The organism is Companilactobacillus kimchii DSM 13961 = JCM 10707 (assembly GCF_001435445.1).
Lineage (GTDB): Bacteria > Bacillota > Bacilli > Lactobacillales > Lactobacillaceae > Companilactobacillus > Companilactobacillus kimchii.
Map to the genome: position 1 here is coordinate 1 of NZ_AZDH01000018.1, position 13,746 is coordinate 13,746.

At 35.4% G+C, this 13,746-nt stretch carries 15 protein-coding genes; 8 read left to right on the top strand and 7 right to left on the bottom strand.

Annotated features, from left to right (window positions below):
• Nucleotides 1–183: 183 nt before the first annotated feature.
• The 4 genes from FC97_RS08810 (at nucleotide 184) to FC97_RS08825 (ending at nucleotide 3,466) form a co-directional block, all read left to right on the top strand.
• Complete coding sequence (locus FC97_RS08810; RefSeq protein ID WP_054643529.1) at nucleotides 184–693, top strand: DoxX family protein; 510 nt, start codon at nucleotides 184–186, stop codon at nucleotides 691–693.
• A gap of 102 nt (nucleotides 694–795) precedes the next feature.
• Nucleotides 796–1,338: a GNAT family N-acetyltransferase gene (locus FC97_RS08815; RefSeq protein WP_054643528.1), complete on the top strand. Its 543-nt coding sequence runs from the start codon at nucleotides 796–798 to the stop codon at nucleotides 1,336–1,338.
• A gap of 64 nt (nucleotides 1,339–1,402) precedes the next feature.
• Nucleotides 1,403–2,248: an aldo/keto reductase gene (locus FC97_RS08820; RefSeq protein ID WP_054643527.1), complete on the top strand. Its 846-nt coding sequence runs from the start codon at nucleotides 1,403–1,405 to the stop codon at nucleotides 2,246–2,248.
• A 156-nt stretch (nucleotides 2,249–2,404) separates the two neighbouring features.
• On the top strand, nucleotides 2,405–3,466 hold the full coding sequence (locus FC97_RS08825; protein ID WP_054643526.1) for a baeRF8 domain-containing protein: 1,062 nt from the start codon (nucleotides 2,405–2,407) through the stop codon (nucleotides 3,464–3,466).
• A gap of 46 nt (nucleotides 3,467–3,512) precedes the next feature.
• On the opposite strand, the gene FC97_RS08830 is transcribed toward FC97_RS08825, so the two are convergent.
• Nucleotides 3,513–4,082, bottom strand: coding sequence for a sugar O-acetyltransferase (locus tag FC97_RS08830; protein WP_056968106.1), 570 nt, complete (start codon nucleotides 4,080–4,082; stop codon nucleotides 3,513–3,515).
• Between the two features lie 192 nt (nucleotides 4,083–4,274).
• Here FC97_RS08830 and FC97_RS08835 point away from each other — a divergent pair, with 192 nt between their 5' ends.
• The 3 genes from FC97_RS08835 to FC97_RS08845 all read left to right on the top strand — a co-directional run bounded on the left by FC97_RS08835 (nucleotide 4,275) and on the right by FC97_RS08845 (nucleotide 6,223).
• Nucleotides 4,275–4,892 (top strand): NAD(P)H-binding protein, encoded by a 618-nt coding sequence (locus FC97_RS08835; protein WP_054643525.1) that lies wholly within the window; start codon nucleotides 4,275–4,277, stop codon nucleotides 4,890–4,892.
• 267 nt (nucleotides 4,893–5,159) lie between these two features.
• Nucleotides 5,160–5,606 (top strand): flavodoxin, encoded by a 447-nt coding sequence (locus tag FC97_RS08840; protein WP_054643524.1) that lies wholly within the window; start codon nucleotides 5,160–5,162, stop codon nucleotides 5,604–5,606.
• A gap of 20 nt (nucleotides 5,607–5,626) precedes the next feature.
• Complete coding sequence (locus FC97_RS08845) at nucleotides 5,627–6,223, top strand: NAD(P)H-binding protein (protein ID WP_054643523.1); 597 nt, start codon at nucleotides 5,627–5,629, stop codon at nucleotides 6,221–6,223.
• 125 nt (nucleotides 6,224–6,348) lie between these two features.
• Here the strand turns inward: FC97_RS08845 and FC97_RS08850 are convergent, their stop codons facing one another.
• The 5 genes from FC97_RS08850 to FC97_RS08870 form a co-directional block, all read right to left on the bottom strand.
• Nucleotides 6,349–8,163 carry an oligopeptide ABC transporter substrate-binding protein gene (locus tag FC97_RS08850; protein WP_054643522.1) on the bottom strand — a complete coding sequence of 605 codons (1,815 nt, stop codon included), beginning with the start codon at nucleotides 8,161–8,163 and terminating at the stop codon, nucleotides 6,349–6,351.
• Between the two features lie 139 nt (nucleotides 8,164–8,302).
• On the bottom strand, nucleotides 8,303–9,253 hold the full coding sequence (locus tag FC97_RS08855; protein ID WP_054643521.1) for an ABC transporter permease: 951 nt from the start codon (nucleotides 9,251–9,253) through the stop codon (nucleotides 8,303–8,305).
• Between the two features lie 15 nt (nucleotides 9,254–9,268).
• Nucleotides 9,269–10,228, bottom strand: a complete 960-nt coding sequence (locus FC97_RS08860; RefSeq protein ID WP_054643520.1) for an ABC transporter permease — start codon at nucleotides 10,226–10,228, stop codon at nucleotides 9,269–9,271.
• On the bottom strand, nucleotides 10,228–11,202 hold the full coding sequence (locus FC97_RS08865; protein WP_054643519.1) for an ABC transporter ATP-binding protein: 975 nt from the start codon (nucleotides 11,200–11,202) through the stop codon (nucleotides 10,228–10,230). Before FC97_RS08865 ends, FC97_RS08860 begins: the two co-directional genes overlap by 1 nt.
• Nucleotides 11,199–12,215 carry an ABC transporter ATP-binding protein gene (locus tag FC97_RS08870; protein ID WP_054643518.1) on the bottom strand — a complete coding sequence of 339 codons (1,017 nt, stop codon included), beginning with the start codon at nucleotides 12,213–12,215 and terminating at the stop codon, nucleotides 11,199–11,201. Before FC97_RS08870 ends, FC97_RS08865 begins: the two co-directional genes overlap by 4 nt.
• Before the next feature lie 562 nt (nucleotides 12,216–12,777).
• Between FC97_RS08870 and FC97_RS08875 the strand changes: the two genes are divergently transcribed.
• Nucleotides 12,778–13,302 carry a hypothetical protein gene (locus FC97_RS08875; protein WP_054643517.1) on the top strand — a complete coding sequence of 175 codons (525 nt, stop codon included), beginning with the start codon at nucleotides 12,778–12,780 and terminating at the stop codon, nucleotides 13,300–13,302.
• A gap of 90 nt (nucleotides 13,303–13,392) precedes the next feature.
• Here the strand turns inward: FC97_RS08875 and FC97_RS08880 are convergent, their stop codons facing one another.
• Nucleotides 13,393–13,629 (bottom strand): helix-turn-helix domain-containing protein, encoded by a 237-nt coding sequence (locus tag FC97_RS08880; RefSeq protein WP_054643516.1) that lies wholly within the window; start codon nucleotides 13,627–13,629, stop codon nucleotides 13,393–13,395.
• Nucleotides 13,630–13,746: the final 117 nt, after the last annotated feature.

Below are 13,746 nucleotides of genomic sequence, written 5' to 3' on the forward strand. Positions count from 1 at the left end.
CCGCGAGGATAGGTAGCTGCCACGCTAATGGTAAAGGAATCAACTTAGGTTGATTCTTTTTTTTGTGCCCTCTTTTTGTTAATAATTAGTCTACAAGTATAGTCTAAAAAATCCTCATTACGCCAAATTAGACTTATAATATAGAGGTAAGGAATTATTAGTAAAAAGGGGGAAAACATTACTATGGTAAAGTTTTTACGTACTAATAAAATTGCTTCAATTATTTTAGCTATTATTAGAGTGTACCTAGGTGTTCTATGGACAATGGCTGGATGGGAAAAAATCACTGGTGGTGCTGCTGGGGCTGTTAAAGGTTTGCTCGGCAATGCCGTTAAGAATCCTGTTAAAGGACCTACAGGTAAAGTTCTTTACCCTTGGTTCAATAACATGTTAAGTGCTATATTACCTCATTATAAAGGTATGAGCATGATGGTTTCTTGGGGTGAATTCCTCGTTGGTTTAGGTTTGATTTTTGGTTGTTTAACAACTGCAGCCGTATTCTTTGGACTAATGATGAACTTTTCATACATGTTAGCTGGAGCTATTTCAGTTAACCCCGAATATATTTTTCTAGAATACTTCATTATTATTGCTGGTTTTAATGCTGGTAAGATTGGATTAGATTACTGGGTCATTCCTTGGATCAGAACCCACATTTTTAAACAAAAGAAACAATCCAGTATTTGGGATTGAAATAAAACTTGTTGATTACATATATGTAAATCAGCAAGTTTTTTTGTGCCAAAAAGTACTATAATATTAAACTATTAAATCTATTAAAAAGAGGCAGATTGAATGACAAGAATCAGACGCGTTACAGAGGATGATGCCCCAGCGTTATTAAATATTTATGCACCCTATATTACCGATACAACAATAACCTTTGAAGATGTTATTCCATCTGTTGAAAACTTTAAACAACGTATTCGTGATATTTCTGAAAATTTCCCTTATTTGGTCGCTGTGGATGATGATAATAAGATATTAGGATATGCTTATGCTCATCTATACGGGCCTAGAGCTGCCTACGCATGGACTGTGGAAGCTAGTATTTATATCGATAAGAACTATAAAGGTCACGGTTTAGGTACAAGACTTTATCAAAAGCTTGAGGATATTTTGAAAAAACAGGGTGTCGTTAATCTGATGGCTTGTATTACTGAAGAAAACGCTAATAGTATCAAATTCCATGAAAAGAGAGGGTACAAGGAAGTTGGAACTTTTCATAAGGTCGGTTTTAAATTCAATCGCTGGTTAGATGTAACTTGGTTACAAAAGGATTTGAACGATTGTCCCCAAGAAATGTCACCAATTATTCCTTGGAAAAAGTTGGACTAAATATTTGACCTAGAGTTGACTTTAAGGAGTATCATGAGCTTGTTCAAATGGAAGGAGCATTTTTATGACGAAATTAACAGATACATTTAAGATTTATAACGGTGTGGAAATTCCTAAAGTCGCTTTTGGTACATGGCAAATTCCTGCTGAGGATGCTCGACAAGCTGTTCATGATGCTATTGACACTGGCTATAGACATATCGATACAGCTTTGGTTTATCGAAATGAAAAAGAAGTTGGACAAGGTATTAAGGATTCAGGCGTTAAGCGTGAGGATTTGTTCGTAACTTCTAAATTACCGGCCGAAACTAAAAATTATGATGATGCTTTAAATGACTTTGAAACTACAATGAAGAACCTTGATTTAGATTACTTGGATCTTTATTTGATTCATGCTCCATGGCCATGGGGGCAAATTGGCGCTAACTACGACAAGGAGAATCAAGATGTATGGCGTGCAATGGAGAAAATTTATGCTTCAGGTCGTGTTAAAGCAATTGGTGTATCTAACTTTAATGTACACGATTTGGAAAATGTCTTACAAACAGCTAAGGTTAAGCCTATGGTTGATCAAATCCAATATTATGTTGGTTTCACGGAACCTAAGATCACAAAATTTGCTCAAGCACATGATATTTTGGTTGAAGCATATTCACCATTAGCAACTGGTGGCTTGATTCACAATCAAGATGTTCTCAAGATTGCTGAAAAATACAATGTCAGCGTTCCACAATTAGCTATTCAATTTGTTATCCAAAATGGAGTATTGCCTTTACCAAAGGCAGTTCACAAGGCTCATATTGAAGACAATGCTAAGTTAAGCTTTGAAATCAGTGCTGAAGATATGGAAACTTTGAATAACATGTCTGATACAGCACCATCACATTTCCATAATCCTACTCAAGGATAAAGAGCAATAAAAGCAGGTAATCGTAGTATGATTACCTGCTTTTATTTATTTCAAACAATAGCAATGATTTAATAAATAGACAAAAATTCCTACATCATGATAATATAAAAATATACTTATATTATCGATAAGATTCTAAATAGTAGGAGATGGACTATGAAAATAAATAATGATAACTTAATGAGACTTTTAGCTTCAGATGTGGAACCAAAGATCAGTATTATCTTACCAATTCATCCAGAAACTCCTCAAATTGAAGAAAACATTCTTAATTATAAAAACTTATTGAAAGACGTTAAAAAAGATTTGGAATTGAATTATCCAAGACGTCAGTGGGACCAAGCAGTTGAACAGTTGGAAAATTTATTACTCGATCGCCAATTGTTTAGCACTTCTAAGAAGGCACTGATTATTTTTGCTAATAATGAAGCTATGGAAATTTCACGTATGGAACATCAAGTTTTACCTAAGGCACATGTTGGTACAACGTTCTTAGTTCAGGATTTACTTTTACCGGAAGAGAGTGGTGCTGATCCAGAGTATTTGATTAACCTCAGTCGTGATCGGATCAATGTATTTAATATGGATAATCTTAAAGAAGTTGAACTTGAGGGAGTTCACGGTAATTTTGTGGATTACTATCCAGATTTTGATGCTAATGCTAATCTGAATTCTGGCTCATATGGTGGGAAGAATGCCATTTATCACGGTCATCGGACAAAATCAGAAGAGCAACAGAAAGATCAATTGATCTATTACCAATATTTAGATCGTAAATTGGGATCAATGTATCAACGTGAGGGTACGACTTTTCTTTTGACGGGCTTACCAGAAGTGTTAGATGTTTACTTAAATAATTATGGGAATAGCAAATATATCGATGGTGTGATCCACAGTTCAATGCTTAACTTATCACACAGAGAAATGTTGGAAAAAGTTAATGAATACAAGAATTTTGAAACTGTCGCATTGATAGAAAAAATCAAACATGATTTGCATCGAGCAGACAATCAAGAGCGTCTGATCAGTGATTTAGATACAATTAATTTTGCTTTAATGAATCGAGATATTAAATCACTGATTTCATTCAATGACGGTACTTCTTATTCTGTAGAGCACAATAAAATGTTAGTTCAATCTATTTTGAATAAAACCAATTCGCAGGTGGTTTATTCACAAGATGCAGCAGTACCAAGTATGAGTGCTATTGTGTACTAAAAAAAGGAATCTCAAGTTATCCTTGAGGTTCCTTTTTAATGACTAATTAATCTGTAGGCTCATTTTTTCTTAAGATACGAGCAGGATTTCCGACAACAATAACGTTATCAGGGAAGGATTTTGTAACAACTGATCCTGCACCAACGATGACATTGTTTCCTAGAGTTACTCCTGGAAGAATACTTGCGCTGCCTCCGACCCAAACATCGTTTCCGATTGTAATTGGGGCAGTTCTTTCGGCTTCAGTACGACGAACAGCTGGGTCCATGGGATGTTTTGGTGTATATAAACCGACTTTGGGACCAAATTTAACATCATTACCGATAGTGATTTTACCTTCATCACAAAGCATGACATCGTGATTGGCGTAGAAGTGATCACCGATAGTGATATTAACACCATAACTAAAGTAGATTGTTGGTTCAACGAAAAATCTATTACCAACTGATTTCATTAAACTTTTAATTTTAGTATTTCTTTGATCGTTGTCAGCAATCAAATTATATTCCATTAATTTTGTTCGTACATCGTTACGCAAGTTAACCAAAGGTTTTGATTCTAAGTAAAGTTCTCCATTTATCATCTGCTGATACGCAGGGTCTTGTTCAATTTCCATTCTCAAATCTCTCCTCTTTTAAATAAAAGTGTACATTAAGCATAGCATAATTTTTGAAAACACTGAAATATGAATGAAAGTGGATTGATTAATGTAAGAAAATGAAAAGGAACAGTGAAGAATTTAGCTAGATTTCTTTAAAAGAGTTAGGATAGAGCTGGAACAAAATTTGGAAGTCGGGGGTAATTTGGTATGACAAATGTATTGGTAGTTGGTGCAACTGGGATAATTGGTCAAAAGGTTACAAAACAACTTTTGGATAAAACGGATGATTATTTAACATTGTTGGCTCGTAACACTAATATCTTATCAATTGATGAAAAACGTGAACGTGAGGTTCATGGGGATGTCTTGGACGATAAGGTTTTGAACGAAGCTTTAGATGGCAATGATATTGTTCTAATGGCAACGGATAGCAATCTGGGCTTGTCGGTTCAAAGAATTATTGATGGGATGAAGATGAAAAAAATTAAGCGTCTGATCTTCATTACATCAATGGGTCTTTACAATGAGATGCCTGTTACTGATGGTGCTTCAGGTAATTTAGCACAGGATGCTCTTTTACAGCCATATCGCACAGCTGTTAGCTTGATTGAGGATTCTGAATTGAATTATACGATTCTTCGAGCAACTCGTTTAGACGCTGGTAAAGATATTAATTATGATCTAGTTGATAAGGGTGAGGCACCAACTAGTGAGGATGTTTCTTATGATAGTGTTGTTGATTACGCGGTTAGATTAGTTAACAATGGTAAATTGGAATCTCATAAGAATGTAGAGATTAGCCGTAGAGCTGTTGCTGCTAAGTAACGACTGTTTGAATTTAAGTGGAGCTGGATTTTTTCTGGCTTCACTTTTTTTGCTTTAAATAACTATTGTTCTATGTTTAATAGTGGAAACGAGCTCCACAAGGGCAACCCATTCCGGTTTGCTACAGTACTGAAATTGCCCGCCAAGTACGCGTGCAATTTCAGTACTTAGGCAAATCCTCGTGGGCTAAACGCCCTTGTTCCGCTCTCTGATCTCTTGACCTCAACCTGACTTTAGGGTATAGGATACTAAATAAGAGGTGTAATTATGGCAAAATTAATCATTTATTTTTCACTCTCAGGTAACACTAAGAGGGCGGCTCAAAAGATTCAAGCGTTGACTGGCGCTGACATTGTCAATGTAGAGCCTAAAACTCCTTATCCGGAGGGTTATAGTAATTATGTACCGGTGGCTCAAAATGAATTTGAACAACAGATTCACCCAGAGATAAAAACGACGCTTCCGGACTTGAATAAATACGATACAATCTATTTAGGATATCCGACTTGGAGTGGTCGTGTGCCAATGATTTTTTACAGTCTTTTTGATAAATATGATTTCTCAAATAAGACAATAGTTCCTTTTACGACAACTGGTGGTTCAAGTGTTAATGAATCGATGCCTTATATTAAGAAATTAGCCGCTACGAGTAAGGTAACAGACGGTTTTAGATACAATAATAACGATACCCAATTGAAAGAGTTCATTGAATAATTTGATTAGGAGGTAGTCCTATGAATATTTTGATTTTAGGAGCTAATGGTAAAATTGCTCGTTTAGTTGAAGAGCAGTTGTTAAGTGATAAAGCTTTCTCAGATGTTAAATTAACGTTGTTCTTACGCAATGAAATTCGAGTTGATGATTTAATAGTCAATCGATCAATTGCTATTGAAGGGGATGTCAGGGACAACTCAGTTGTGGAAGCTGCGGTGGAGGATCAAGATATTGTTTTTGACTTAACGGGAGCTACGAAATCAATTGTTCCTACACAAAATATTATTAGGGCTATGCAGGCTAATGGTGTTATGAGAGTGGTTTCTATCTGTGGATTAGGAACTCATAGTAAGACAACTAGTCAAATTGGAACGCAGGTTGCACATCTGTATGAGCAATCAGGGTTGGATTACACGATTTTAAGATTGGCTTGGTTGAATAATGTTAATGAGGTACGTTATCAGGTTACACAGCCTAATAAGTCGGTTCAGGGTAATAGTATTTCACGTAAGAGTGTAGCTGAACTTATTTTAAAAATAATCGACGATCCAGCATACTTATCGAAACAAAATGTAGGTGTTAGTGGCGGAATTAAACGTGATGCACCAATTTTTTAGGCAAATCAAAAAGCTTCTCAAAACTATTTCTAGTCTTGAGAAGCTTTTTTTGTCGGGATTCTTCGATTAATTAACTGATTATGTGTGTAATGTGGGAGAAGAGTTAATTAATAGAGTTGCATTGACTACTTCAATTTGGAAGAAGTCAATGTTAGATTACTGTAGAATTCATCGTTAGCAGGACTAATATCGAATCCTTTAACACGTTTGTTAACTGGTTGCCATGCATAGTTGAATTGGTCACCAACGACACCGGCTTGATCGTTCATGTATTCTTGCCATTCTTTGAATGTCTTAGTACGTGTTTCATCATTCCAAGCAGATGAATCATTCATCTTATTGATTAACTCAGTGTTCTTCTTTGTAGCAAAGTGACCCATATTGAATGGAGCAGTTTCACCATAAAGTTGTGTTTGTGTAGGTTCTGATGATAGTGACCATGCACCTAACCAAAGATCAATTGAGTTTTGATTTGGCTTTTGTAGAGTATCGTAGAAGCTATTAACTTCCATTGGTTTACCATTAGCATATTTAACATTTAGGCCAATCTTATGCCATTGTTGTAGATAATTTTGGTAAGTAGCTTCAGTAGTAGCACTACTTGACATAGCACCGAAGTGAATAACTAACTTCTTACCATTTGGATCTGAACGCCATTTGCTACCGTTACGCTTCTTGTAACCAGCGTCATCAAGTAACTTATTGGCTTTCTTGATGTCTAGTGGGTAACCCTTAGCACTCTTATCGTAGTATTTACTAAATACAGGTGGAATTAGAGTATTAGCACGCCATTTAATACCATTACCAAATTTCTTAGAAACTTGATCGACATTGACAGCATACATCATAGCTTGACGTAGGCTCTTATTAGACATTTTCTTACTTGAATCTTCAACGTTCTTACCAGTCTTAGTATCAAAATGACCTAAGTTAAAGGCAAAGTAACTGTATCCTAAAGCAGGTTGACCAACTTTGGCGTAACCCTTTAAATTCTTTAAGTTCTTGTAATCAGTACCACCAAGTGATCCAGCTACTTCTGGAACAACAGAATCGTACTTCTTTGATTGAAGAGCTTTATCAATGTTATTTAGAGAAACAACGTTGATAGTGATGTGTCCAATTTGAGCTTTCTTACCGTAGTAGTACTTGTTTGGTGACCAACTTGTTGATTCACCTTCGACAACTTTATCCAACTTGTAAGGACCAACAAAGATAGGATTCTTACGGATTTGTTCTGAAGAGGCAAGTTTAGCGATAGGAACATCTTTGATATATTCATAAGGCTCGATGGAACCCCAGATGTATGAATTACCAGAGAATTTCATACTTGGAGTCATTTGTTTAAAGTGAATAACAACTTTTTTACCTTTTTCGCCGTTTGGCATTTCAATACCAGAGATAGTGCTTGCAGTTCCTTTATGGTATGCAGCCATACCTTCGATATTTTCAAAGTCAGATGAATATTGACTTGAAGTTGATTCCTTATTACCAAGAACTTCATAAGCGTACTCAACATCTTTAGCAATTACAGGTGAACCATTGGACCATTTAGCATTGCTACGAATAGTGATTGTAGCTGTTTTAGCTTTACGATCAAGTTTTTGGTTAGCAAGGCCACCATCAACGATTTTATAGTTCTTATCAACGTTGAATAGGGAATTTTCACCACCGGGAGCAAAAGCTTCAGCATCAGTAGCATTTGGAGCTAAAACTGGATCGGTAATACCCTGGAATGGTGAGTTACTTGGCATAGCCAATTTCAAAGTACCATTTTTAGTAGCGTTTTTATCAGTCGCAGCTGAGTTCTTATAGGCAGTTGAGAATTTAACAGCGCTATTCGAACTTGATGAACTGCTGTTGTTAGAACAACCAGCAAGTGTTACAGCAGCTAAAAGTGTAACTGCTGCAGAAAGAATAACTTTATTCTTAGTTTTAACCATATGTATTTCCCCCTTGGAAATAAAATAACCCTATATCGTTTTCCGATTTATTATGGTGAATTTATGAGTGAAGCTAATGAATGTGCGCTTAATATTTGGTAGGCACCATCCCCTTAAATTTGGTGAAGGTCTAAAGAAATTAATTTTCAGTTCCTTGACGTTGAGAAGCGTCGGCTGAACGACGAATAACTTGACCAATATAACTAATTGATAAACAAAGAACGATAATCAACAATGCAGCTGGTAACCATGTCCACCAGTATTGAGTGATATTATTAGGATCATTAGCGTTGGCAATTAAAGTACCAAGTGATGGAGTTTGAATTGGAAGACCAAATCCTAAGTAGGAAAGACCTGTTTCAACACCAATATTTTCAGCAAATGATAAAGTTGTATCAACGATAATCAATGATGAAATGTTAGGCATGATTTCTCGGAAAATAATTTTGAAACTGTTAGTACCAGAAGTCTTAGAAGCAGCAACGTAATCTTTTTCAGATTCTGAAAGAGTACGTGATCGAATCAAACGCGATGTACCTTCCCAGTAAAAAATTGAAAAAATCAACGTTAAGGTAACAGCATTATAATTTTTAATAATAGTTACCAAAACAATAATCATCATTGTCATTGGTAGCATCATCATGAAGTCATACACACGTTGCATACCCCAATCAATATAGCCATTGAAGTATCCAGAAATTAGTCCCCAACAAATACCAAATGTTGAAGAAATAATAGTTAAACCAATAGCAATTCCAATTGAGTTTCTAGCTCCAACGATTAGTTGTTGGGCAATAGGACGACCACCGGAATCAGCACCTAAAACAAAACCACTCGTTCCAGGACTAGCATTATAATTCATAATATTGGTTTGCATAATTTGTGAAGTGTTAATGAATAATGAAGCAATCATTACAAATAAAATGAAAGCAATAACAATGAATAAAGCAACCATAGCAGGTTTGTCAGCCCTAAATTCATTCCAAATGATTTTAGCCGAAGATGGTGTGGCTTCGTCATCGGCTTCTTTAGTTAGACGTTTAAGGTCTGCCGCTGAAATGTTTGAATGTTTATTTAAATTTTCTTCCATAATCTAACGGCCCCCTTATTCAATTCTGATTCTAGGATCAACAATGCTTAGGATGATATCTGAAAGCAAAGTTCCTAATAGATTTAAAATTCCGTAGATTAAAACTAAAGCAGTGATTACAGTGTAATCACGGTAACTGATTGAATTGATGAACAGTAATCCCATACCTGGGTAAGAGAAGACAGTTTCAGTAAATAGGGAACCATTCAACAATCCAGTAATTGAATAACCGGCAAATGCGGCGATAGGTAATAATGAATTTCTAAAAATATGATGTTTGTAAATATCTTTTTCGGGAACACCTTTAGAACGAGCAGTTCTGACATAATCGGAACGTTTGGCATCGATAACTTCTGAACGAAGATATTGAACAACGTTAACTGTTCCAAATAATGCTCCTAAAATACCTGGTAATAAGATGTGATAGAATCTTGATCCAATAGAACCTATTCCAGGTGTAGCCGTAGAGGAGATTGAACCAGTTGTTGGGAACCAACCCAGTACGTAACCAAAGATCCAGATACCGATAACCAAGATAACAAAGAAGGGAATACAGTATGTAACGTATGTGTATACTCTGATGATGCTATCAGGAAGTTTACCTTCGTGCTTAGCAGCGTACATACCCATTGGTAAAGCAAAACAATAAGTAAGGATTGTTGTGAATAAAGCTAACCAAAGGGTATTTACAGCACGACTACCAATCAAACGAGTAACTGGTTCTTGATATTGATAACTATTTCCCAAATTACCGTGGAATAAATGTACAACCCAATTCCAATATTGTTGATACCAAGGATCATACAAACCATTTAATTTCATCAAATGATGAAGTTGAGCAGGATCGGCTTTGGGATTAATGGAGCCGGTGAAAGGATCACCAGGCATTGCTTTAGCTAATAAGAAAACTAAAAGAGAAAGAATAATAACTTCAGGAATCATAATCATGATACGACGGAGAATTGTTTTCCACATTATGCCTTCACCTCTCCTTCTTGTTTGATGATCTGTTCTGCGACTTCTTTTGGTAAAGCAACTGAATGAGTTGGACTAATTGGAACTAGTGGGAAAGCTTTACCATCCTTGTCGTAGTACTTGTCTTGTTGTTGACGATAGATTTCTTCAACGGCTAAACGATTGGCACGGTGTTCTTTTCTATCATTGACATTTGTTTCGGGGATGGCAGCTAGTAAACGCTTAGTGTAGATATGAACCGGATGATTATAAATATCATCACGAGTTCCAATTTCAACTAGACGACCACGGTTCATGATGGCGATGTTATTACACATATGTCTGACAACACCCAAGTCATGGGAGATGAATAGGTAAGAAATTCCAAATTCACGTTGAATTTTCTTCATGAAATTTAGAACTTGAGCTTGAACGGAAAGGTCCAAAGCGGAAACCGGTTCATCGGCGATGATCAATTTAGGATTGGTAGCAACAGCACGAGCGACTCCGATACGTTGTCTTTGACCACCAGAGAATTGATGAGGGTACTTGTATAAAGCATCAGGATCCAAACCAACGATATCTAGTAGTTGTAAAACTCTTAATTTCTCTTCATCTTTACTTAAATGCTCGAAATTTCTTAATGGTTCTGCGATAATATCTTCAATTCTTTTTCTAGGATTCAAACTAGAAAGGGAATCTTGAAAAATCATTTGGACGTCATGGTTATAATCGAGTTCTTTACGGTTGTTCTTCTTGGTAATATCTTTACCTTGATACATGATTGAACCGCTTGTGATTTTTTCTAAACCGACGACTGATTTACCAGTGGTTGATTTACCTGAACCAGATTCACCAACCAACCCGTAGGTTTCACCAGCTTCAATATTGAAACTGATACCATCGACAGCCTTTACAGAATCAGTAATTCGATTCCAAAATCCAGAACGGATAGGGTAGTGAACTTTTAAATTTTTAATTTCAACTAAACTCATGCTTTCACACTCCCAACCTGATCTGGAAATGAGAAGCTCTTGTAACAAGTACAACGAACTTCGTGTCCAGGTTCTATTTCATGCATTGTTGGATTTTTTTCGTGTTCTTCAGGCTTGACCCAAGGAATACGTGGAGCAAATCGATCACCAATTTGAGGCATTTTTTGTAATGAAGGGACATTACCTTGAATGACATATAAGTCATCGTTTTGATTATCACGTTGAGGCATTGATCTTAATAGAGAACGTGTATAAGGATGCTTTGGAGTATTGAAGATTTGTTCAACGCTACCTTCTTCAACAATTTGTCCGGCATACATAACTGCTACACGATCGGCAGTTTCAGCAACAACTCCTAAATCATGGGTGATCAGGATAATACCGGCATGATTTTCAGCTTGAATCTTTCTTAGAACATCCAAGATTTGAGCTTGAATTGTTACATCAAGAGCAGTTGTTGGTTCGTCAGCGATGATTAAATCGGGTTTGCAAGCAATGGCAATCGCGATAATAACACGTTGACGCATACCACCGGAAAGCTGATGAGGAAATTGATGAGCTGTTCTTTTAGGATCAACAATTCCTACTTCCTTTAAGAGCTCCAAAACTCTATTATGTTTTTGCTCAGCGGTTAATTTAGTGTGGTAGGTCATCACTTCACTAATTTGATCTTCAATCCTTTTTAGAGGATTTAAAGCAGATAGTGGATCTTGGAAGATCATTCCGATTTTGGCTCCTCGGAATTTGTTGTATCCAGCTTCATCAAGTTTTAAAAGGTCAGTGCCTTCAAAATCAATTTCACCTGAAATTTTTGTTTCGGATGGATCATGCAATCCCATAATGGTTGTGGCTAAAGTACTCTTTCCACATCCAGACTCACCAACAATGGCGAGAATCTCATCATGGTGAACTGTGAGATTAATATGAGAAATGGCATCGTAGTATTTTCCATTAATCTTAAAAGCAGTGTTAACATCTTTAATATTTAGAAAATCTGATGTAGTTTCCAAGATATCCCCTCCTGATTCTAATAATCTTCTTATTTAAACTCTAAGATGCAAAGATACATTCGTACCAGTGCTCCGTTGAACTTTTTTAATAATTGAGTTCGATTATAGTTAATCATTTTCTAATTTACAACCCCTAAAATTAAAATAATATTAAAAAACTTTATTAATTATTCATAATTGGGCTATAAACATTGTTTTATCTTTATGAACAGACTATACAATTAAATTAGAAAGATTAGAAAAAAGTTAACTTATAAATGACGATACGTATATTTTCAGGTTACTGGTCTAATTATTGGTACCAAAGAGATTCCTAGAATATAGGAGAAGATAGAGTAGACTAATTAATTGACGTTATAACGCCAGTGGTTTGAACCAATTATCTTAGAAATAAAAAGGAGTTCCAGAAAAATTAATTTCTGAAACTCCTTTAAAGAATTTTTTTATTATTTTCATGAAAAATTAGTTAGCAAAATAAGTTGAAACGCTGTCATTGACGTGTCAGAATATGAAAATACGTTATTAAAAAAACTGAATTCTGAATGAAAATGGTGGTAATATATCCGTGAAGAAAGGTGATCTTATGCGTCAACAAATGCGTCATCAAAAGAAAACTAAGAAACCATTGGTTTTAACAATCATCATTTCATTACTAGTTTTAATAGTTTTATGCGTTGTCTTCTTTTTTCCATTGAATAATATGTTACGCAGTGCGACAGGTAATGATACCCCTAGCGATAAGGCCGTGAAATCGGAATTAGTTAAAAAGGTTAAGGCACGTAAAACTGGTGATCCTAAGAAAGATGAGAAGATTGACCGAGCAGCTTCCGTTTTAGGTAAGAAGAAAATGTCTGAAATCATGTCGGCTGCGGACAGTCAGGATAAAACAGCGACTCTTATTGAAGATTCATCTGCATTAACAAAGGAACAATCACAAAAAGCTGCTCAAGAAATTTTTTCTAATGATGAGTACTCGGGTTTGAGAACTGCTATTAATAATGGAAATTGGTATCAGGCCTATCAACAATATCAGAAACTTTCTAATAATGGAGAATTGAATCAATTGCAGCAAGATATAAATCAAAAATGAAGATAACAAAAAAGTGCAAATCAAAATTTGCACTTTTTTTAATGATTTGAAATAGACTATTTAGTGATGGCATATTTCAAATGAATATTTTTAGGAATTCTCTGGAAATGTGGAATTATCCGTATTATCGTTATCTGCATCATAGAAGAATGCTTGAAGAGGGATGTTGTATTTATTATGAATTAGTAATATCTCTTTTTGAGTGAACCCTAAGTCATCATTCTTTCTACGAATGGTAGATGTTGATTTGTCGAGAAGTTTGGCAATATCATTTTGTTTGATGTTCTTTAATGTAAAATATGCTTTTAAATATTGATTGCTATACATAATAAATTCCCTTTTTTTAAGTTTTCCTTAATCAAGGACAAGAACATGGTAAACTAGAAATTCTTTTTTTTCAATAACTTTTTTTGAAAAAACCATATTTTAAGTTAAAATATCATA

What these genes read in the sequence shown, in the direction of transcription:
- FC97_RS08810 (WP_054643529.1), top strand. Translation starts at nt 184, where the DNA reads ATGGTAAAGTTTTTACGTACTAATAAAATTGCTTCAATTATTTTAGCT.
- FC97_RS08815 (WP_054643528.1), top strand. Translation starts at nt 796, where the DNA reads ATGACAAGAATCAGACGCGTTACAGAGGATGATGCCCCAGCGTTATTA.
- FC97_RS08820 (WP_054643527.1), top strand. Translation starts at nt 1,403, where the DNA reads ATGACGAAATTAACAGATACATTTAAGATTTATAACGGTGTGGAAATT.
- FC97_RS08825 (WP_054643526.1), top strand. Translation starts at nt 2,405, where the DNA reads ATGAAAATAAATAATGATAACTTAATGAGACTTTTAGCTTCAGATGTG.
- FC97_RS08830 (WP_056968106.1), bottom strand. Translation starts at nt 4,082, where the DNA reads ATGGAAATTGAACAAGACCCTGCGTATCAGCAGATGATAAATGGAGAA.
- FC97_RS08835 (WP_054643525.1), top strand. Translation starts at nt 4,275, where the DNA reads ATGACAAATGTATTGGTAGTTGGTGCAACTGGGATAATTGGTCAAAAG.
- FC97_RS08840 (WP_054643524.1), top strand. Translation starts at nt 5,160, where the DNA reads ATGGCAAAATTAATCATTTATTTTTCACTCTCAGGTAACACTAAGAGG.
- FC97_RS08845 (WP_054643523.1), top strand. Translation starts at nt 5,627, where the DNA reads ATGAATATTTTGATTTTAGGAGCTAATGGTAAAATTGCTCGTTTAGTT.
- FC97_RS08850 (WP_054643522.1), bottom strand. Translation starts at nt 8,163, where the DNA reads ATGGTTAAAACTAAGAATAAAGTTATTCTTTCTGCAGCAGTTACACTT.
- FC97_RS08855 (WP_054643521.1), bottom strand. Translation starts at nt 9,253, where the DNA reads ATGGAAGAAAATTTAAATAAACATTCAAACATTTCAGCGGCAGACCTT.
- FC97_RS08860 (WP_054643520.1), bottom strand. Translation starts at nt 10,228, where the DNA reads ATGTGGAAAACAATTCTCCGTCGTATCATGATTATGATTCCTGAAGTT.
- FC97_RS08865 (WP_054643519.1), bottom strand. Translation starts at nt 11,202, where the DNA reads ATGAGTTTAGTTGAAATTAAAAATTTAAAAGTTCACTACCCTATCCGT.
- FC97_RS08880 (WP_054643516.1), bottom strand. Translation starts at nt 13,629, where the DNA reads ATGTATAGCAATCAATATTTAAAAGCATATTTTACATTAAAGAACATC.